Source organism: Paenibacillus sp. P4_E11, from assembly GCF_056401635.1.
In genome coordinates, this window is the sequence record NZ_JBFUIX010000037.1 from 38,862 (window position 1) to 58,823 (window position 19,962).

Annotated in this window: 24 protein-coding genes; 17 read left to right on the plus strand and 7 right to left on the minus strand. The window is 50.4% G+C overall.

All coding sequences use genetic code 11. The annotated features are described in order from the left end of the window. Positions 1 to 14 precede the first annotated feature (14 nt). From kapB to AC1DWB_RS15855, 3 genes are all read left to right on the plus strand, one after another. Complete coding sequence (gene kapB / locus AC1DWB_RS15845) at positions 15 to 404, plus strand: kinase-associated lipoprotein KapB (RefSeq protein ID WP_477542046.1); 390 nt, start codon at positions 15 to 17, stop codon at positions 402 to 404. A gap of 23 nt (positions 405 to 427) precedes the next feature. Next, entirely contained in the window at positions 428 to 1,060 is a 633-nt protein-coding gene (udk, locus tag AC1DWB_RS15850; RefSeq protein WP_477542047.1) for a uridine kinase, read from the plus strand. 652 nt (positions 1,061 to 1,712) lie between these two features. Then, the gene (locus AC1DWB_RS15855) at positions 1,713 to 2,195 is read left to right on the plus strand and encodes a hypothetical protein (RefSeq protein ID WP_477542048.1); all 483 of its coding nucleotides are present in this window, start codon (positions 1,713 to 1,715) and stop codon (positions 2,193 to 2,195) included. 12 nt (positions 2,196 to 2,207) lie between these two features. On the opposite strand, the gene mraY is transcribed toward AC1DWB_RS15855, so the two are convergent. Both mraY and AC1DWB_RS15865 read right to left on the minus strand, forming a co-directional pair. Then, positions 2,208 to 3,158, minus strand: coding sequence for a phospho-N-acetylmuramoyl-pentapeptide-transferase (gene mraY, locus AC1DWB_RS15860; protein WP_477542072.1), 951 nt, complete (start codon positions 3,156 to 3,158; stop codon positions 2,208 to 2,210). A 99-nt stretch (positions 3,159 to 3,257) separates the two neighbouring features. Further along, positions 3,258 to 3,854 (minus strand): biotin transporter BioY, encoded by a 597-nt coding sequence (locus AC1DWB_RS15865; protein ID WP_477542049.1) that lies wholly within the window; start codon positions 3,852 to 3,854, stop codon positions 3,258 to 3,260. Positions 3,855 to 3,956: 102 nt separating this feature from the next. On the opposite strand from AC1DWB_RS15865, the gene AC1DWB_RS15870 reads away from it, so the two are divergent. The 6 genes from AC1DWB_RS15870 (at position 3,957) to AC1DWB_RS15895 (ending at position 8,663) form a co-directional block, all read left to right on the plus strand. Beyond that, positions 3,957 to 4,922: an ATP-binding cassette domain-containing protein gene (locus AC1DWB_RS15870; protein ID WP_477542050.1), complete on the plus strand. Its 966-nt coding sequence runs from the start codon at positions 3,957 to 3,959 to the stop codon at positions 4,920 to 4,922. Beyond that, positions 4,919 to 6,988 (plus strand): ATP-binding cassette domain-containing protein, encoded by a 2,070-nt coding sequence (locus AC1DWB_RS15875; RefSeq protein WP_477542051.1) that lies wholly within the window; start codon positions 4,919 to 4,921, stop codon positions 6,986 to 6,988. The genes AC1DWB_RS15870 and AC1DWB_RS15875 overlap by 4 nt, the downstream gene beginning before the upstream one ends. Before the next feature lie 24 nt (positions 6,989 to 7,012). After that, on the plus strand, positions 7,013 to 7,591 hold the full coding sequence (locus tag AC1DWB_RS15880; RefSeq protein WP_477542052.1) for a histidine phosphatase family protein: 579 nt from the start codon (positions 7,013 to 7,015) through the stop codon (positions 7,589 to 7,591). Between the two features lie 299 nt (positions 7,592 to 7,890). Continuing rightward, positions 7,891 to 8,115, plus strand: coding sequence for a TraX family protein (locus AC1DWB_RS15885; protein WP_477542053.1), 225 nt, complete (start codon positions 7,891 to 7,893; stop codon positions 8,113 to 8,115). A gap of 38 nt (positions 8,116 to 8,153) precedes the next feature. Beyond that, positions 8,154 to 8,309, plus strand: coding sequence for a hypothetical protein (locus tag AC1DWB_RS15890; RefSeq protein WP_477542054.1), 156 nt, complete (start codon positions 8,154 to 8,156; stop codon positions 8,307 to 8,309). 114 nt (positions 8,310 to 8,423) lie between these two features. Further along, positions 8,424 to 8,663 carry a hypothetical protein gene (locus tag AC1DWB_RS15895; RefSeq protein WP_477542055.1) on the plus strand — a complete coding sequence of 80 codons (240 nt, stop codon included), beginning with the start codon at positions 8,424 to 8,426 and terminating at the stop codon, positions 8,661 to 8,663. Between the two features lie 77 nt (positions 8,664 to 8,740). On the opposite strand, the gene AC1DWB_RS15900 is transcribed toward AC1DWB_RS15895, so the two are convergent. After that, a complete protein-coding gene (locus AC1DWB_RS15900; RefSeq protein WP_477542056.1) occupies positions 8,741 to 9,931 on the minus strand; it encodes an ROK family protein in 1,191 nt (396 codons plus the stop codon). Positions 9,932 to 10,093: 162 nt separating this feature from the next. On the opposite strand from AC1DWB_RS15900, the gene AC1DWB_RS15905 reads away from it, so the two are divergent. Next, entirely contained in the window at positions 10,094 to 11,335 is a 1,242-nt protein-coding gene (locus AC1DWB_RS15905) for a hypothetical protein (RefSeq protein WP_477542057.1), read from the plus strand. Positions 11,336 to 11,404: 69 nt separating this feature from the next. Here the strand turns inward: AC1DWB_RS15905 and AC1DWB_RS15910 are convergent, their stop codons facing one another. Further along, the gene (locus tag AC1DWB_RS15910; RefSeq protein ID WP_477542058.1) at positions 11,405 to 12,046 is read right to left on the minus strand and encodes a GntR family transcriptional regulator; all 642 of its coding nucleotides are present in this window, start codon (positions 12,044 to 12,046) and stop codon (positions 11,405 to 11,407) included. A 93-nt stretch (positions 12,047 to 12,139) separates the two neighbouring features. On the opposite strand from AC1DWB_RS15910, the gene AC1DWB_RS15915 reads away from it, so the two are divergent. Next, positions 12,140 to 12,772 carry a GntR family transcriptional regulator gene (locus AC1DWB_RS15915; RefSeq protein WP_477542059.1) on the plus strand — a complete coding sequence of 211 codons (633 nt, stop codon included), beginning with the start codon at positions 12,140 to 12,142 and terminating at the stop codon, positions 12,770 to 12,772. Between the two features lie 3 nt (positions 12,773 to 12,775). On the opposite strand, the gene AC1DWB_RS15920 is transcribed toward AC1DWB_RS15915, so the two are convergent. The 3 genes from AC1DWB_RS15920 to cysK all read right to left on the minus strand — a co-directional run bounded on the left by AC1DWB_RS15920 (position 12,776) and on the right by cysK (position 15,756). Next, positions 12,776 to 13,555 carry an SDR family NAD(P)-dependent oxidoreductase gene (locus AC1DWB_RS15920; RefSeq protein WP_477542060.1) on the minus strand — a complete coding sequence of 260 codons (780 nt, stop codon included), beginning with the start codon at positions 13,553 to 13,555 and terminating at the stop codon, positions 12,776 to 12,778. A 21-nt stretch (positions 13,556 to 13,576) separates the two neighbouring features. Then, positions 13,577 to 14,725, minus strand: a complete 1,149-nt coding sequence (locus AC1DWB_RS15925) for a mandelate racemase/muconate lactonizing enzyme family protein (protein ID WP_477542061.1) — start codon at positions 14,723 to 14,725, stop codon at positions 13,577 to 13,579. Between the two features lie 98 nt (positions 14,726 to 14,823). Continuing rightward, entirely contained in the window at positions 14,824 to 15,756 is a 933-nt protein-coding gene (gene cysK, locus AC1DWB_RS15930) for a cysteine synthase A (protein ID WP_477542062.1), read from the minus strand. Positions 15,757 to 15,976: 220 nt separating this feature from the next. On the opposite strand from cysK, the gene AC1DWB_RS15935 reads away from it, so the two are divergent. From AC1DWB_RS15935 to AC1DWB_RS15960, 6 genes are all read left to right on the plus strand, one after another. Next, entirely contained in the window at positions 15,977 to 16,822 is an 846-nt protein-coding gene (locus AC1DWB_RS15935; protein ID WP_477542063.1) for an HAD-IIB family hydrolase, read from the plus strand. A gap of 15 nt (positions 16,823 to 16,837) precedes the next feature. Continuing rightward, positions 16,838 to 17,479 carry a hypothetical protein gene (locus AC1DWB_RS15940; RefSeq protein ID WP_477542064.1) on the plus strand — a complete coding sequence of 214 codons (642 nt, stop codon included), beginning with the start codon at positions 16,838 to 16,840 and terminating at the stop codon, positions 17,477 to 17,479. Positions 17,480 to 17,483: 4 nt separating this feature from the next. Continuing rightward, entirely contained in the window at positions 17,484 to 17,954 is a 471-nt protein-coding gene (locus AC1DWB_RS15945; protein ID WP_477542065.1) for a DinB family protein, read from the plus strand. After that, positions 17,951 to 18,604 carry an HAD family hydrolase gene (locus AC1DWB_RS15950; protein WP_477542066.1) on the plus strand — a complete coding sequence of 218 codons (654 nt, stop codon included), beginning with the start codon at positions 17,951 to 17,953 and terminating at the stop codon, positions 18,602 to 18,604. Before AC1DWB_RS15945 ends, AC1DWB_RS15950 begins: the two co-directional genes overlap by 4 nt. 15 nt (positions 18,605 to 18,619) lie before the next feature. Further along, positions 18,620 to 19,417: a PhzF family phenazine biosynthesis protein gene (locus tag AC1DWB_RS15955; protein ID WP_477542067.1), complete on the plus strand. Its 798-nt coding sequence runs from the start codon at positions 18,620 to 18,622 to the stop codon at positions 19,415 to 19,417. Positions 19,418 to 19,450: 33 nt separating this feature from the next. Next, a partial coding sequence (locus AC1DWB_RS15960) for an HAD family hydrolase (RefSeq protein WP_477542068.1) occupies positions 19,451 to 19,962 on the plus strand: 512 nt, incomplete at its 3' end.

Sequence of the window (19,962 nt, forward strand, 5' to 3'; positions counted from 1 at the left end):
AAAGAGGAGATACCATGTCTGAACAACTGATTCCTGTAGGTGCACTCGTGCTAGTTGAATATAAGACTGGTCAATATATTGGCGAACTGCTGGAGTGGGCACCACCTCGAGCACTTGTACAGATTGCTGCCGTAGTCAAGCATCCCGAGCAGGGAGATCTCCACCGTCCGATGGAAACGGAAGTCTCGTTGTTTCATCAACGCCGAGCACTCTCGTTCCGTGAGAAGACGTGGATTCCACAGCAAGCCGTTCATCCATACCGAGGAACCGTTCCGGAGTATATGGAGTCGTTAAGACAAGCGATCGATTCGGAGATTCGACTTCTGGAGCGGACGCAGAAATGGGCTGAACGGTCACTTGTCGAGTTCGCATCGCTTCGGAAGGATTATTTTCCACAACATTAATTCACCGTCGGAGGCAACTTAGAATGCTTATTATTGGTATTGCTGGTGGAACCGGATCGGGTAAAACAACCGTTGCCGAACGTCTGGTGGACGAGCTCGGGGGAAACAACGTCGTTCTGCTGTCCCAGGATTCCTATTATATGGGCAACCATCACCTGAGCATGGAACAGCGTGAACGCATCAATTACGATCATCCTGAATCAGTGGATGGCGCATTGCTGCTCCAGCATTTGCGTCAGCTTCGTCAAGGTCAAGCAATCGACATGCCGCAATACGATTTCTCCACTCATAACCGCAAGGAGGAGACAGTCAAGGTAGCTCCCAAGTCGGTTATCGTGCTGGAAGGTATCTTATTATTCTCCGACCCGTCGATCCGTAATGAACTGGATATCAAGGTGTTCGTAGACACCGATGCGGATGTACGGGTGCTTCGCCGACTTATGCGGGATATGCGGGAGCGCGGTCGTTCGGTAGAATCGGTATGTACGCAGTACTTAGAGACGGTGAAGCCCATGCATGATGCGTTCGTGGAGCCGTCCAAGCGTTTTGCGGATCTAATCATTCCGGAAGGCGGCCGCAATGAGATTGCAATCGGTGTACTCTCTTCAAGGGTCCAGTCCTATTTGGGGCTCGCTGCTACAATAGAAAATCGTTGAAAAATCTTACAAAAACAGGGTGAATATGCCCTGTTTTTTTGTTGTTCTTGTAGAAATATGCGCTTCCAGAATGAAAAACGGCTATATTCTGTGCGAAATCCAGCTCGTTATGATTAAGGTGCAAGAGTCATTCTGAAAAGCTAAGGAGGGGATCGCCGTTCAAAAGAAATGCACTTTGGTCGCTAGTCGCTCGGTTGAATGCAACACGATGACTTCGCTCTAGGAGACGTAACCGGAATCGTAAACTAATCGCCTGTTCCGTAGATGGGAGGTCTGCTGCACCCAATTTATCTCAATCACTCCGTTCATCTTCTGCTAATCCGATACAAACTATAGGGGCTATTTGTCTGCGTTCCCCGCGGTAAGTAACAGCAGAAAAAAGACGATTAATGTCCGCTCTTGCAGATTGAACAAATACAGGATACAAGCATACAAACCGTGCAGCAGCAACACGATCAATGCGACTAACTGAAAGCCAATGGAATACCAGCGCTTGGTATCGATTGACGCCTGAGAGCCGAAAAGGGTAGATCGGGTTGGAGACAGTAGGTATACGACACATGCAGCAGCCGGCCTAGGGGCCGGCTGCTTGATTTTGTGGTATGATAACGGGAGATGAATCAATTACATGGAAGTGGATCAGGAGGCCGACATGTCTGCATCATGGAAAGAGCAACAACAAGTGGCGGAAGCCGAATTGCAAGAACGAATCGAGTCGATCAAGCCCATCCATGAGGATGAGAACGAACAATACGAGATCGTCAAGGACCGCGAGACAGGCGATCACTACCTGCACTACAGCTATCGCCACCTGCATATAGCCGACGGGTCGGAGGAAACGTTCCATCAGTTGCTGCCGTTGGAGAGCGACGATGTGCTAGGCATTATTTTCGGGCAACAAGCGTATCAATACCCGGCTCATTGGACCCGAGCTTTCATGCGTAACGGGCCGGACGACAGCTACGTCTGGTTCGATCCGACGGACCTTCAGGACGATGCCGATCAACAGCGGAGAGCCAACGAGATGGTCGACATCATGCGTACATTCAAGTCCAATGGACAGGTGGATGAGGCGTCGGTCAAACGGATGCTAGAGGAAATCGACCGCAAGCTGCAAGAGGGCGAAGACACATAGTCTTCGCCTTTTCTACATCCACAATTTCCAAATTACCCAACTGAGCAGGGCGCACGCGCTAGATACAGTGCCGAAGACGAGGACGATGCGGTTTTCGCTCCACCCGTATTTGAGGCTATAATGATAGTGAATCGGTGCCATGCGGAAGATGCGCAGCTTCGTTCTTTTGTAATACCACACTTGCAGAATGACGGACAGTTGCTCGGCAAAATAAACAAAGAATAACAGGGGGATCAACAGTTCCACTTTTTCCAGAATGGCCAGGAAGGAAAGCGACCCTCCAATGGCAAGCGAACCTGTATCCCCCATAAATGCTTTGGCTGGAAACACATTGTAGATGAACAAGCCGAGCAGGCAGGCGATCATGACCAGACTGAATACTTCAACCTCCGGACGCTCGGAAATGGCGAAGAAGAACAAGTATGTAGGAATTGCCACGACGATCAACAGCCCGTCCAACCCGTCTGTGAAATTAATTGCATTAGCCGACCCGACGACGAACAACATCATGACACATACGTATACAAGCATGGGCAGGTCAAGCTTGTACGATCCGAATAAGGAGATCTGTGGACTGAGATCGAAATGGACGAACAAATAATAGAGTAGGACTCCTGTGAAAACAAATTGCATAATCAACTTCGCTCGACCGGATATACCACCCGGGTCCTGATAGACGGCCTTCTTGAAGTCGTCCAGAAACCCGACCACACTGAAGAGCAGGAACGTTGCGCTCAGAAAAGCGGTTAATGGATTTGGGATTGCGTAATAGGAGACTGCACTTCCAATGAGCAAGATGAGGCCCGCCATAAGAGGCGTTCCTTTTTTGGCTTGAATCCCTGCCGGCATCTCCGCACGAATGGGTTGGACGAGCTTGAACGTGCGGAGTGCCCAGATCAGGACTGGCGTCAAAGCAGCAACAACTAGGAAAGTTAGGAATGAAACCCCAAGAGCGGACGTCATGAGCATGTGCATCGAATCCTTTCGTTACAGTCATATAGTCTAGTGTATTTCCATAGACTGGACGAATATTCCTGCTGCCCTGACACGAAATCCTTTTGATTAGTCGAGTGAAACGACCTGATTTTTTGTGGAAGACAGTACGCCACTTGGGAAATAGATTCTCAACTGTTGTATGATCAGGGCGGCGATGAATGCTTTGACTGCATCTCCTGGTAGGAATGGATAGCAGCCCTGTGTCAATGCTTTCTGAATCGACATACCTGTTACGTGTGAAAGCCAAGGTACACCGGATACGTATAGAAGTAAAGAGCCGAATACTTCAATGACAAGGAACATGAGGACCAAGGAAGCCCAGCCTTTCCCTCTGATTCTGGAGATGAATAGACCGACGAATAATGCGGCGAATGGGTAGGCCCAGATAAAGCCAGCGGTAGGACCGGTCAGTAAGGATATTCCGCCTGCTCCATGTAATAGAGGTAGCCCTAACGCGGTTAATAGTACGACGGCTCCTATACTGATGAATCCATAGACAGCCCCAAGAATACCACCAGTTAACATAATTGCGAAATTGGCCAAGGTGATCTGGACCGGAGTAAAACCTAGCGGGATTTGGATAAAGGTGAAGACGACGAACAGCGCTCCGAATAAAGCTGCGTATGTAATTCCTCTGACATTCCATGTAAACGATTTTTGCATTGCTAAGCCTCCTTTTATTTGTTAACCTATATCGTGTGATGTGGTTAACAATTGGCATTGTAGCATACATATTTCTGTCTGGCTAGAGGGGAGTCGAATAAATTGCAAGACTACAAACTAGAACGAATCTGTGTCGCCTTCCCTAGTCAGGAACGGATTGTGAAAGTGCTGGACGATATTTCGTTGTCGATCCGAAGAGGAGAATGGTTGACCATCATTGGCCGTAACGGCAGTGGGAAAAGTACGCTGGCTCGTGTATTAGCCGGTCTATTGCCAGTGTCTGCTGGTGTCATTGATCTTGGTTGGGCAGGTGAAGAGACTGAAGATAACCGGGCGGACTCGAATGCGAGACGTGGTCTTGAGGCTCGGGCGCCTATTCGAATGGTGATGCAAAATCCGGAGTCCCAGCTCTTTGGCGATACCGTTGAAGAGGATTTGTTGTTTAGTTTAGAGTTGGCTGGCATTGATTACTCTGATAGGGAGCCAATCTTGCAGTCCACTCTGCAGACGGTCGGTTTGCTGGCGCTACGGCGACATTCGGTAACAGACCTGTCTGGCGGACAAAAACAACTGCTCGCGGTTGCAGGATGTATCGCGGTTGGGGCTCGACTGATTGTCTTCGATGAACCTACATCCATGCTTGACCCCTTGGCTCGAGAGCAGTTATTGGAGACGGTGAGTATGTTGCACCGCCGTGGCGTGACTATAGTATGGGTAACTCATGTGATGGAGGAGCTCGCACAAGCGGATCGTGTGTTGGCGCTGGAACAGGGGCGGGTTGTATATGATGGTGATGTTCGACGCTTCTTCTATGAAGTTGACGATTGCGGGGCGATCGAGCGGGACTTGATGGTGAGGGATGATGTGAGGCCAGACCAGGCGAGGTGCGATAAAGCTGACGAAAGTGAAGCGTTGGAGCAAAGCTTGACGTTTTGTGAGCGACTTGGCTTTGAGACGCCATTTGCCATTCAAGCGGTTCGTGAGCTAATAACGCGTGGTGTTGATCTGCAAGAGCTGCCGCTGACTTGGGAAGCGTTGGAGAGCGAGCTGGAGGTGAGGCTGGCATGAGTAGGGGACGATTGGTACTTAAGGACGTAAGCGTGTTTGGAGACGCTGACAGGTCTCAGACAGTTGAAGTGGACGAGAGCTCGGATGGAACGACCGTCAGAAAGAAACGTCTGGACTCGGTCTCGTGTTCTATAGAAGCGGGTAAATTAACCTTATTAGTCGGGTCCATCGGCTCGGGAAAATCAACATTATTGGACGTTCTGGGAGGTTTGATCCTTCCGGATGTTGGAAGTGTGAGGGTATCCCTTCCCACCGTTCAATCTGAATTTGCGGTTCATTCCGATGCAGTTCACAGCATACTGACCGAAGCTGATTCACTTGAAGATTATCGTTTCCCTGGGCAGGAAGCTCGTTCTGCGATCGGCATGATGTTTCAGTTTCCGGAGCAGCAGTTGTTCGCTCGAACCGTACAGGGCGAATTCGACTATTCACTGCGGCCCCTACGTTTGCCGCAGCAACAGGCGGCTGCGCAGACTGCTGAAGCGCTGCGTGAAGTTGGACTGGATGGGGGGACGCTTCCGCTCCACCCGTTCGCCCTTAGCGGCGGGCAGCAGCGCCGCGTCGCTATGGCCACCACGCTGGCGACAGCGCCAGGGTGGCTGCTGCTTGACGAAGCGTCCGCCGGGCTGGACGCGGAGGGCATCCACCGCCTGGCGCAGCAACTGCGGCGGTGGACGCGGCAGGAACGTCTCGGGATCGTGTTGGCCACGCACGATCTGGAGACGTTCCTGCCGCTGGCGGACGAGGTGCTCGTCCTCGTCCGCGGTCGCCTCGCGGCGGCGATGAGCCGCGAGCAGCTGTTGGCGGCGCCTGCCGTGCTGCGGCAGGCGGGCCTTGTGTTGCCCGACCGCGTGCGGGCAACGGCCTGGCTGCAGGCGCGCGGATTCGCGGCGCCTGGGGCAGTGCCCGCCGCAGGCGGCGGGGCCGGGGACGCGATGTCCCCGGTCCGCTTCGCCGAGGCGGTCAGCGGCGCATTGCGCCGCGGTCGCCCGTGCGCGGCGAATGCGCCAGCACCCGAGCCCGTCGCACTGTCCGTCGCCATTGCGCCAGCACCTGAGCCCGTCGCGCTTTCCGTCGCCGCTGCGCCAACGCCCGAGCCCGTCGCGCCGTCCGTCGCCGCTGCGCCAGCACCCGAGCCCGTCGCGCCGTCCGTCGCCGCTGCGCCAGCACCCGAGCCCGTCGCGCCGTCCGTCGCCACTGCGCCAGCACGCGAGCATGCCGCGCCGTCCGTCGCCGCTGAACCAGCACCCGAGCCCGTCGCACTGTCCGTCGCCGCTGCGCCAGCACGCGAGCATGTCGCACCGCCCGCCGCAGTTGTGCCTGCGGCTCGCCAATTAGACCCAAGAGCTGTGTGGGTGTTCTGCACACTGGTTTCTGTGGGCATGCTGCTACAGATCACATGGCTTGGGGTTGTGGCTTCCGCCATCACGGCTTATATAGCAATAGCTCGGTCTTCCGTAACCTTTCATGCAGTCTGGAAAGTAGTACGCCCTTTTGTATGGCTAACTAGCCTTACTGTTGTGTTTTCCGGCATTCGTTTCATAGGTTTCTCTATTGCTGATGCAGCGGATACACTTCTGACCATGCTGCGCTTTTTGTTTATCATGGCCGTAAGCTTCTTGTTACCGTTGCAGTATAGTCCGCTCACCTTGAAGAGAACATTCGAGCAGAGTTTGTCGCCTACTGCACGCTTTGGACTCCCGGTCCAGGCAATCGCTCTCTACTTGACGATGCTGATGCGCTTTATCCCGCTAATCCAGTCGGAATGGGGGAGATTCGCTCGCATTGCACGAGCAAGAGGACGAAGCAAGTCTAAACCCGGAACCATTCAAACACGGGATTTACCTGCGATTGCCATTCCTCTATTGCTATCGTTGCTTAGGACAGCGGACTCTGCTGCAACAGCTCTGGAAATGAGGGGATATCGGTCATCGAGCCAACCAACAAGTCAGATCCAACAGATGCCAACCAAACAAACGCCCCAGTTGCTTGGACGGGACTACGTTTGCATAGCAGTAGGGTTCGTGTTCTTTCTATTGCTCGTCCTAATCCGTATAATGGAGTAGACATGATGAGAAGGAGTGGAGTATATGACGGTACTGGGCTTGATACGCCACGGTGTTACAGATTGGAATATCCAGAAGAGAGCACAGGGACATACAGATATCCCCTTGAACGAAGAAGGAAGAATGCAGGCGCAGAAATTAGCTGATCGGTTAAGCGCTGAGGATTGGGACTTGATCTACTCAAGCGACTTGTCCCGAGCACAAGAAACGGCCCTCGCAATCGCGGCGCTAAAACAACTGGATGTTATCGTCGATCCCATGTTGCGGGAAGTAAATCTTGGACAAATCGAAGGTATGACGCATGAGGAAATAGTGGAAAAATGGGGCGATGACTGGCGCCAGCTTGATCTCGGTATTGAAACGAAGGAAGAGTTGGAGCTGCGTGGTCTCGAGGTATTGAATCGGATTGCCGACAAACATCCAGGCCAAAGTATATTAGTCGTGGCCCACGGCGGATTCATTGGGACTACATTGAAGCAGTTAGTTGCTCATGTTGATACGATGGCACTATTAAACAACACTTCTATTACACGGATTTCGAAACAGACGTCTAAGTGGGAATGTGACCTCTTTAATTGTACGATCCATTTGACGGAAAAATAGACTACTCCCTGCCTCACTCCAAGGCCGAAAATGAGGATGTCGATTAACTGTTAACAGAAGCAAAAACGGCCGTTCCAAGTGAAAAAGGACCCCTATAGCTCAAACATCTTGTTTGAACCTCCCTGATTGTATAAGGGATCAAGTGGTATGGAGGTTCAAGCCAAAACTCGCTGGGGTCCTCTTTTTCACTTTCCACTCCTCTTGTCCACAGTTAATCGACAGCCTCAAAATCGGCCTTAACTGTGACCGGTACTCGGGACACATGCATAGCGAGTCTCGCCAGTCTGCTGCTGGGAGGCTTGCAAGCTCATGTCTATTGTCTGGGGTATCGGCGCACGAGCAGCAAGTCCAGATATTTCAAACGAATGGTGCTGATCGCGGTCGTTTCGGAAATCCCCTACATGCTTGCCATGCAGGCCATTAAAGTCAATATAGTAGGCACCTTCCTCGTGTGCTTCATCGCCCTGTTGACGATCGAACGCATCAAGAACAAAATACGCTGGTTGCTACTCATTTTATACTGAATTTGGCCTATCTCTTTCACAAAGGGTGGCTGCTGCAATTGTACAGCATTCTGCCAACGATGGTCCTGTTCTATTGGTCCGCTTTGTTCGAGAAGCTGGACAGGTTCAAGGTGGAGCGTTGGGTATGGCGAAGCTTTTATCCTGTACATTTAGCAGTGCTTGGTATTATAGTCATACTAGTAAAGGGATGGTGAGCCGCTATGCATGCCATATTCCAAGAGCTTACTGCTTCTGTAGAAGGATGGGCTGAGCGGTAGCAAGCAGGATTGAATAATGCCGATTTATTATCGTAAAGGGAGATAAGCAAAATGAGCAAAAATAGGGTATGGAACAAGGGAAAGCACAATGGGGGCCCGCCAAAAGGCAGCAAGAGCATAGCCCCGATTAAGACGGCTGACAGCTTAGGCGCTAATAATGCTGCAACAGCAGACGGCTCTCCTGGTGGCAACAATGGACGGGCAAATAATCGGGTAGATCTCATAAAACCGATGAATCGTGAAAATTGGGTGGAGAGGCAGACGCGAGCAAGCCGTAATACTTCTGAATAAAGCAAGCCTCCGATAGAAGATGCCATATTATGCAAGCGCAATAACGGTTATTCGCGATGCGAATGGCTTTTTTTGTGCTACCCTCGCGGCTTGATGTGAGGCGTTGAGAATAGAGCATCCAATACAAGGGCTGTAGCACCGAGTGTTATGGAACGCTCGGTAATGGTTGAGAATTGGACTCTGACGTTCCTTCTCAAGAAAGGCAAAGCTCTTTGCTGGAATACCGCTTCGAAGGAGGGAACCATGAGATTCTGGATATTCCCGAGGGCATTACCGATCACGATCAGCTTAGGGTTTAACAAGTTAACCAGATTGGCGGTTCCCAGCCCCAAATATTGTGACAGCTCATGAACCGCTCTAACAGCATGGGGATCTGACTTTTGCGCGGCAGAGGTTACGGTTTCTAGCGTGATCTGCTCTGAGCCGCTCTGGAAACCCATTAATTCTACGTATCGTTGAACTAAAGCATGCTCCGAAGTATAAGCCTCCCAACAGCCATTGTTGCCGCAAACACATTTTCGTCCATTCAGATCAATCGCAATATGTCCGACACGACCTGCAAAGCCATCATCGCCTTGCAAAATTTGCCCATTAACGATTAGGGCTGCACTTAAGCTGCTGCCTACTCGGATGTAACAAACATTTTGCTCGCCCTTGGCGCTCCCGAAGTAAGATTCAGCGATAAGTCCGGCATGGGCATCGTTGTTGACGACAATCGGGCAATCGAATTTCTCGGAGAAATAGCTGACAAGTGGAACAGAGCTCCAGTTGAGGGAGTAGGAGTTAACGACACCTTGTTCTACGATTCCGGGCACTATGATTCCAATTCCCAACAGGCCCAGATGCTTGGAAGGGAGCTGTTGGTAAGCGGACGTTATGATCTGAATAACCTGACGGATCTGCTCGACAGGATTGTTGTGTGTTTTGTCCGCATCAAGGGTTTGCGAGAAGAACAGATCTCCTCCGAGATTCGTTATGAACAGCTTGATCTTCTCCCAAGACCAGTCAATGGAAATCGTATAGGCAGCATCTGAATTAAATTGCAGAAGAGTTGGAGGGCGGCCTCCTTTGGAAGCTCCTACCCCTACTTCTTTTACAAGCTGCTGCTGTAGTAGTTCGTTAATTATCGCAGTGATCGTACTGCGGTTCAGTCCAAGAATCTCAGCCAACGCGGCCCTCGAGATCAGAATCTTCTCCTGAATAAGCCGCAAGGTTGTGATAATATTCAATTCTTTGAGGAAGGAATGGTTGCCTGAGTAGGTTTTCATGGGTGAGGGTATCTCCTTTATACGGATTTTACCACTGCCATCTATAACGTGTCGAGCGTGTACTACATATGCGGTACAAAATAAGGATTGAAATATGGCGTCATTTCCAATACACTTAATTTAAAATTACAACAAAGTATTGAAAATTGGGAGGGGACTTATATGGCGGGTAAAATTAATGAGTATGTGGGTCACCGCAAGCAGCACGGATTAGAAATCCCTAAAACGGTCGAGATGTTTCGGCGTTATGCGTTCATAGAGCATAGCTGTGTCAGGGCACTAGCGGGCTGGTTTTTGAGAGCTCCGGATTGGGAGGTCAAGCTGAGACTTGGCTACCATTTGTTCGCACATGCTGAGCGCGCCAATGACTTGTACGCTCGACTTGAAGAGTTGCGCGGGGGCAATCGTGATGCCAATCTTGAGCCAGCCGTGAATCGATTGGCTGAAGATATCGTGAATGCTCCGGATGATAGGAGCTTCATCGCCGGATTAGTTTTGGTGCTGCGCAATCTGGCACAAGCCTATCGTGAGCATCTGTCTGCAGCAGACGCTTCTGCCAATGCGATGGAAATCCGTGTTCTTCAGCGGTTGCTGCCGGATGTCGAGCGGGAATTGGCTGAGCTCGAGAAGATTCAACAGGATCAGGCAGCCAAGGGGGGAAACCCTGGCGGCGAAACTAAGAGCGAGCAGTGGTCGGCATATATTGCAAGTCTTATGGATTCAGCTGGAGGTATCTCTGGCTTCGGAGTCAAGGGCGGTCCGATCTCGCCGCGTCCCGAGGAAGCGCTGTTCGAATGGCCGACCTCCATCGTATTCGATGAGCGGCTTCACCACGCAAATCTTGGAACGTACGAGTCCAAGATGGCACTGCCGTTAAGAGAACGGTGTATTGGTGAGTTCGAGGTGTATTTTAACGAATTGTATGCGGCTGCCATTCTGGCGACTGTCATTTTCGAGTCCTGGAAAATAACCGCCCCCCGTCAATACTTCTTGGATATTGCGCATCACTTCTGGGATGAAGTGCGACATGCGGAGTTTGGCGCTCTTCGCCTTCGCGAGCTTGGGATTGAACCAAGCAAAGTAAATATGGTGCTTTTCGAGCAATCCCAGGCCATGCCTTTCCTGCATCGTTTCTGCCATCTCACATTAGGTTTGGAAATTTTCTTCATGCCGCGTAAGCCAGAGAGAGTTCGGTATTATGAGGAGCAAGGTGATCTGCGCTCGCAGCTGTTCGCTGATGTGGACTGGTCAGAAGAGAAGAACCATGTCCGCTATGGCAAGCGATGGGTTGATCATTTCCTTGAGGATGATGCCCGTACGCTCACTGATCTCCAGCAGGAGATTGCGAAATATTTAGAGGATTTTGAGTCACAGCTTCCGGAAGGAAGAAAGGCTCCTTGGTAAAATACGGACATCGTCTATTGCTGGTGTGAGCAAACAACCGTCTGGAGAGATCCGGACGGTTGTTTCCTATTACAGCATAATACGCATCACATAGTCCAGATGCTGGATCATGAGCCTTTCCGTTGCTAGCGGGTCATCCCCAGAGAGAGCCCGTCTGATTTGTCTATGCTCTTCAATACTCCCTAGTAAGCGCTGATTATTCTTGAGGAAGGTTGCTYGAACAACCAGAAGGAATTGATCATGAATGCGGTGTATAGCATTCGAGTATTCCTCATTATCAAGTCCAGCTACGATCATCGCATGAAACTGCCTGTCCTGCTTCACATATTCCGTAATATCCCCATTCTTGATAGCATGTGCTTGCAGGTCAATATTGCTGTCCATCCCGGTGAAGAACAGATCATCCAGCTTCCCGGTTAATTGTTTGGCTGCATAGGTTTCGAGCGCTTTGCGGAGCTCGTAGATTTCGAGTATTTTCTTTAAGGATAGTTCCGTGACGACCGCGCCTTGTTTTGGAAAAAGCTGAACGAGGCCCATCATTTCCAACCGATCGAGCGCGGCACGGATAGGAGTTTTGCTCATTCCAAGCGACTCGGTGAGCTCTTTCTCGGATATGAATGTGCCTCCTGCCCATGCCCCTGCAACGATATTCTCTTTGATATATTCATAGGCTGTTTGCTTCAAAGGTTTGGGCTGCTGCAGCGGCTGCATGATGAATGTACATCCTCTCTTGACCGATAATGGGAGTCAATCATGGTATAATGAATGCCTGTAACTATATGATCAGAATTCGGGTGACATGAGATGAAGCAAACATTACGCGAGCATGCCTATGAGCGGATTCATCATTGGATTTATACGCAAGCTCTGCCCAAAGGCTCCGTTACCTCAGAGGCTCAACTCAGTCAGCAATTGAAAATGAGTCGAACCCCGATCCGGGCGGCCTTACAGCAATTGGAGCTGGAAGGGTATTTACGCATCGTTCCCAAGTACGGAGTGCTGATTCTGGAATCGTCGGCCGATAGAGTCAGTAATTTGCTGGATATTATTATCTCGCTGGCGATGTTCTCAATGGAGCAAGCCCGATTCGCACAGACTTCATGGCTCCCAGTCAAGGATGCGGCTTGCGGCACGCAGCTTATGCAGCTGCTGGCAGAGCCCGATCAGGTTATCCAGCCTAAGGCTCTGTGTGAATACGAGTATGAGCTGCTGCAGCAATTAATCTCTCAAAACGGGAATACGGAAATGCTTAAGCTGTTCGAATTCTCTTCCGAGAGACTATACTGGAAGGAAAATACAAGAAGATGGCGGGCACCGCATCGCAAAGAAACGATAGGCTGTTTCTCGTTGTTGTTAACTGCAATTACGGACAACCAAGAAGATTGCAGATTGAGATTATTAGAATATTTGCAGCTGTTGAAGAAGACCTGGGTATAAGATTTATAGCTCAATCGTCATTCCGCCGTCAACGACCAAAGTGGCGCCAGTCATGAAGGAATTGTCCGGACTGGCTGCGAAAAGGATAACAGCAGCAACCTCCTCGGGCTGGCCTACTCGGCCGATCGGTTGCGCAGCGTCCCATTCCTGCATGATTTGTTCGCGCGGAGTATCCAGACTCTTCACACTTGATTCCAGCATCGGGGTATGAATCGCACCGGGGAGAACGACATTGACCCTTACTTTATCCTTAGCGAAGTCGAGCGCCATTGCTCTGGACATAGCAACGATTCCACCTTTGGAGGCAGCGTAAGCGGAATACCCATCCAATGTTGCCAATGCATGAACCGAGCTGACATTAACAACAGCACCGCCAGCTCCCTGAATCATGGAGGGGATTGCTTCCCGGCAGAACAAGAAGACGGATGTAAGATTATTCGTTATGACCTGATTCCATGTTTCCAATGTCATATCTGTTGTACGGACCTGAGGGCAGACGGCTGCGTTGTTTACCAGTACATCGATTCTCCCCAATTGGAGCAAAGTATCTTGAACTACACGCCGAACATCGGGTTCAGAGGAAACATCCGCGCCCATAGCGATGGCCGACAGACCATTGTTCGTAATCTCCTGGCAGACCGGATTCGAAATTTCCAGCGTACGGTCCACGACGACAACAGTTGCACCCTCTTGGGCGAATTGGAGGGAGACCGCTCTACCAATCCCCCCGCCTCCACCAGTTACAACAACGACTTTTCCGTGCCATTTGCTAGGTGAACTCATTTCCATCCTCCATTTCAGTCCTTAGTCGAGCGCTATCCGTTTCTCCCAGCCCTGCTTGAACAAAGGAAGCCAGTTACCGCTCTGATAAGGATGCTTCACGATCTCCTCTAAGTTAAGTTCAACACCAAGACCGGGCGCCTCCGGAGGATGAATATAGCCCTTATTCACATGAAGAGGAGGAATCAGCACGTTCTCTTCCCAGGGCTCGTTGAATTCGTCGAAGATCTCATGCAAAAAGAAGTTGGGAGTGGCCATGTTTAAATGACTGCAGACGACAGAGCACACTGGTCCCTGAGCGCTGTGAGGGGCAATTACACCATTATGAGCGTGTACCATGCCGCATATTTGCTTGGAGGCTGAGACTCCCAGGAACTGAGGCTCCAGCTGGATAATATGCACGGCGTCATGCTTCAGCAATTCTGCGAACTGCTCCCTTGTATAATAATCTTCGCCGCAGGCAATAGGCACAGGACTTCGTCTAGCTACTTCAACCATGGAGGAAATCAAGTGATGYGGTACTGGCGCTTCGAACCAGGTCGGTTTGTAGACGGTCATCGCTTCAGCGAATTGCAGTGCTGTATGCACAGAGAAGCGGTTATGTCCTTCAATTAGAATATCGACCTGATCGCCTACCGCTTCTCTGACGGCTGCAATAATTTCCAATGATAATGCAAAATCAGCTCGGTCAACAGTGCGATAGGCTGCCCCGAATGGATCGAATTTGAGGGCGGTGTAACCCTTGGACATAACAATCTTTGCTTTCTCGTAAAAATTTTCCGGAGTGCGTGGTCCCCTGTACCAACCGTTGGCGTAACAACGAAGCTGATCATGGCATTTGCCGCCAAGCAGTTTGTACAGTGGCTTCCCGGTGGCTTTCCCCATAATGTCCCAGCATGCCGTCTCAATTGCTGCAAGTGCAGAGCCTTGTATTTGTCCGCCATCGGAGTAAACGTCGCGGAATAATCGCAAACCGATCGTCTCCACATCGAATGGATCCCGACCCAGCACCAGATGCTTCAATTCATGAATGGCTGCTTCGACCGTTTTGGCAAAGCCGTTCAATGTTCCTTCTCCCAAACCGCTAATGCCTTCATCCGTATGGACCGTTACGAAGAGCCAATTTTTCCAAGGGTTGCCCACAATATACGTCTGAATATCCGTGATTTTCAAAGTAATTCTCCTTTTCTCCAGTAAGATGAGCTAAAGGTAACATGGACCCTGGTGTTGTTCAAGATGTCACACTTGTATACATGATTTACAAACACAAGCTAGCCAGAGTAAAGCGCAGTCGACAAATACCGTTCTCCTGTATCAGGCAGCAGTACGACGATCAGCTTGCCTTTGTTCTCCGCTCTGCGAGCAATCTCGGATGCGGCAAATACGGCAGCACCGGACGATATGCCGACTAGCAGCCCTTCCGTTCGCGCCAACCGGCGTGACGTTTCGAACGCCTCCTCAGTTCTCACCTTAACAATCTCATCCACGACCGAACGATTGAACGTATCCGGCACGAAGCCGGCACCGATGCCTTGAATTTGATGAGCCCCGGGGCTGCCACCCGATAGGACAGGTGAATCGAACGGTTCGACTGCAATGATCTGCACGGAAGAATTCTTGAGCTTCAATCCTTCACCCACCCCGGAAATCGTCCCGCCGGTTCCTACACCTGCTACGAAAAGATCGACCTGGCCGTCCGTGTCTCTCCATATTTCCTCAGCCGTAGTCGTTCGATGAATGTCTGGGTTCGCCTCATTCTGGAATTGCTGGGGGATGAACGAATTCGGGATTTGAGCAGCAAGCTCATTGGCCTTCTGGATCGCCCCGGCCATTCCTTCTTTTCCAGACGTCAACACGAGCTCGGCCCCCAATGCTTTGAGCACGTTTCTTCTTTCTATGCTGAATATCTCCGGCATCGTGAGCACGAGTCTATACCCCAACGCAGCTGCGACGAATGCCAGGGCAATCCCCGTATTCCCGCTGGTCGGCTCTATAATGACCGAGTCAGGCTTCAGCTGACCTTGTTCTTCGGCACGTTTGATCATCGCATAACCAATGCGGTCTTTGACGCTCCCAGCCGGGTTGAAGTATTCCAGCTTAGCAATCAGCCTTGCATCGATTTGGGCCTCTCTAGCATAATTAGATAGCTCCAGCAACGGCGTGTTTCCGATCAAATCAGTTAAATTCGCGGCGATTCGGGTCATGTATCGTTTACCTCCATTCATATCCTATTATTCCTATGAAATTATTCTCCTATAAACATAGTCGGATATATTCGTTCAGTCAAGTGCATCATTTTGAAAATGGGATGCCAGTCGGAAGCCATATTATGGTATGGTAATAGTAGCGATAAAACGTTACAGGAGGCGCTTGCATGGATTTCTGTATCAGTCCTACGTCTTCCTCAACAGGAGGAGTGATCCGATGAATCGTCAAGCTTTTCTGACCGATCTGGACGGCACATTACTCCGTTCTGATACGACACTGACCTATTTTGCAGTTGAAACGGTCACCCGACTATTGCTTGAAGGCGTTCCGATCAGCTACGCTACAGCGAGAAGTTATCGAAGCTCTCATCAAGCCGTTTCAGCGATTCCTTGGAAGTACCCACTCGTGTTATATAACGGCGCGCTGCTCTTCGATCCCGTTTCACAGCAAGTGATCGACGGTTATTGGCTGGATACCCTATTGGCTAATACGATTATCGAGACCGGCCGGCAGCATCAATTGGTTCCACTTCTTTTCGCTTTAGCAGATAACGGAGAAGAAGCCGTTTTGCATGAACCGCTTGTTCGTGTAGGAGACCGTCAATTTTATGATAGCCGTCCGAATGACCCTCGTTTTAGAGAAATGATACGCCTGGAATGTCCAACGGATTACAAAACATTAATAATAACTTACATCGGTTTACTTGGAGAGCTTGAAGCTTTTAGCCAGGGGCTGATTGAGAGGTACGGCTCGCGTGTGAATATGCACATGATGAAGGACTTTTATATTGAAAACCACTACTTTCTCGAGATAAGTCACGCCCAAGCCAATAAGAGAGAGGGTCTTATATTGTGGTCCCATCTAGTCGGAGTCGATCCGGGAGAAGTGACCGTATTCGGAGATAATCTGAATGATGTGGGGATGTTCGAAGCCGCTGGTACCCGAATAGCCGTCCGTAATGCCCATGATCGTTTGAAAATGATGGCAGACAGTATAATTGATAGCAATGATGAGGATGCCGTACCCCGATATTTGAACAACTGGTATGCGAGGTCCGATTAGGGTGGAGGGGACACGATGGCTTCAAGAATGATGCATATGCTGATAGGCGAGAAGGTGGCACAACGGTTGGGTTTACCGGTCGACCCGGAATATATATTAGGATCAATCGCAACCGACGCTGTATACGAACGAACCGCCAAGAAACGATCTCATTTCTACCAGCGAAATACCGATATGAGGACGCATGTGGACATAGCTGCATTTCTAGCCAAATATGAATCCAGCCTGACTCATCCGTTCATGCTCGGTTATATGACTCATCTGATCGCGGACGATGTGTGGTTGAAGGACATCTATTACCATAATAATCTGCACCTGCGAATGCGTGAGAACCCGGATGTGTTGTCCCAAGCGCATGATGATTTCCGCACAATGAATGGTAAGCTCGTCCAGGATTATCAGATATTTGGTTTAAAAGATGTTTTGGAAAGTTCGCGACTTGATGCTTGTCCGGTAGATGAGGTCGCTCTAGAGGATTTGATCCGGTTTAAAGGTGAGGCACTGCAAGATTTTACGGTTGAACCAGATCTCTACTCCAAGGCGTTGAAGATATATAATTATGAGGAAATTCGCCGTTATTTCGAACATGCTGCTGATGCTGCGACCGAAGCTTGCAGAGCGATCTTGAGCCAAACAGATAGGAATAGAGAGGAATGAGAACATGACAGTCCAACCAGTATCAAAAGAAGAACTGCTTCAACAATTTCGGCAATGGGTGGCTTTCGTTCAATCGTTGGAGACTGCGGATGAGCGTTGGAATATTCAACTGGGCGATGGAAAATGGTCTGTCCGCGAAGTGGTAAGTCATATCGCACTATGGGACAAGTATTTTCTAGAGGAAGCGATTGATCCTATTCACAACTCGGTTCCTCTCACCGTGAAGCATCTGGATTATGATGCATTCAATGAAAATGCCAAACAGTATGGAAAACGCACAAGTCCCTCTGATTTATCTGAGCAGGCCATCTCCTACCGGTTGCAGATTATTCAACGGATTGAGGGCTTCTCGCAGTCGGTTTACGAAGGGCGTTATGTGGATGCGGATGGGCATCCTTTCGTGTTGGAGCAATATTTGAAAGACTTTCTATGGCACGACAATCATCATATGGATCAAATGAGAAGCTTATCATGAAAAAGACAACGATCTTATTTGATTTTGACGGCACATTGGCGGACACGCTGCCCGTATGCTTTCATTCCTTGCGAGAGGTGTTTCGGGAATATGATGGCGTTGAACTGGACAATGAGAGTATTGTAGCCTTATTCGGCCCGACCGAGCCGGATATTATCCGGTTTAATCTGAAGAAGCAAGATCAGGCTGAGCAGGCTGTGGAGCAATTTTACAGCTTATACGACCGCCATCATCTTGAGTTGGTGCAAGCCTCGCAAGCGGTTAGAGAGATGTTAATTGCGTTGAAGCAACAATCATACCGATTGGGTGTCGTTACTGGAAAAGCCGGCCACAGCCTGGCCATTTCATTGAAACATCTTGGATTGGAAGGCATGTTTGATGTGGAAATCAGCGGAGACGATGTTCAAATCCCGAAGCCGCATCCGGAAGGGGTGCTGCTGGCTATGAAGCAGCTGGATGCCTCGCCAGAGGAGACTATGTTCCTGGGGGACAGCATAGCCGATATAAGGGCGGGCAAGTCGGCTGGCGTACTAACCATCGCCGTCCATTGGTTCGAGCATGTCCAGACTCGTACATTTGAAGTCGAGCCGGATTATCTATTCACGCACCCTTCTCAGGTGACGGACTATTTGGCTGGCAATGGCCGGTAGGCGGAGGGAATGGATATGACGACTGACCTGTACATTGTCGATGCGTTTACGAATGTACCCTTCAAAGGGAATCCGGCTGCGGTATGTATCCTGGACGAACCGTGGGAAGAGCGGCGGATGCAGGAAGTAGCGGCCGAGTTGAATCTCTCAGAGACGGCTTTTGTGCTCAAGGAGTCTACTGGGGACTTTCACTTGAGATGGTTCACTCCGCGTGCAGAAGTTGACTTGTGCGGACATGCCACACTGGCTGGGGCACATGTATTATGGGAATCCGGAGTTCTGTTGCCTCGGCAACAAGCTCGTTTTCACACGAGAAGCGGACTGTTGACCGCGGACAACGATGGACAATGGCTGGAAATGAATTTTCCTTCTGAGCCTGCGGAAGAGGCTTCGGAGTGGACGAATCGGATGGAGCCTGCGTTGGGTGTATCGCCTCGATTCGTCGGGAGGAATCGGATGGATTTCTTAGTGGAAGTAGAGTCGGAATTCATGCTGCGTGAACTGCAGCCCAATTTCGAACTGCTGAAGCAGCTTCCGGCCAGAGGCGTCATCGTAACAGCGGGGTCTAGTACGGGAGAATACGATTTCGTATCCAGATGTTTCTATCCAGCGCTCGGCGTGGACGAAGATCCCGTAACCGGTTCGGCCCACTGCTGCCTGGCCCCCTACTGGGGAGCGAAGCGGGATCAAGCTTCCTTCCTTGCTTATCAGGCTTCCCGCAGAGGTGGAGCACTTCGGCTGAGACTGGATGGGGAGCGGGTGCGCATCGGAGGACAAGCGGTTACAGTGATGCGAAGCAAGCTTCTGGTGTAGGTAAGATTGTTGAGTAAGCGGGGGATTAGATATATGAGGATGGGTAACAGCTATAAAGGCATTATTTTCGATATGGATAATACGATATTGCGGTCACGGATCGATTTTCCAGCGATGAAAGCAGATATTTTCAATATGCTGTTGCGGTATGAACTGCTTGACCGTTCTTTTCCTGTGCACGAGCATACGATTGCAACCCTACTGGAAGCGTCGCGCGGGTTTGGCACGATGAGCACAAATCAGGAGCGGTCCATCTGGGATCGAGTTGCGGAGTGGGAGCGGGAAGGCATGCACAATGCGGGCTTGGAGCCTGGAGCGGCCGAGCTCTTGCAGGAATTGAAAGACCGCTATCGGCTAGTTATCCTGACGAATAATGCGAGACAGGCTGCCGTGGAGGCGCTTGAGATCACGGGTATCATTGGCTGCTTCGAGCACATTGTRGGGCGGGAGCAGATGACGGCCTTGAAGCCATCTCCCTCCGGTATTCATTATATTATGTCCCTCTACCCCGATATGGGGCTTTGTGATTGGGTATCGGTAGGGGA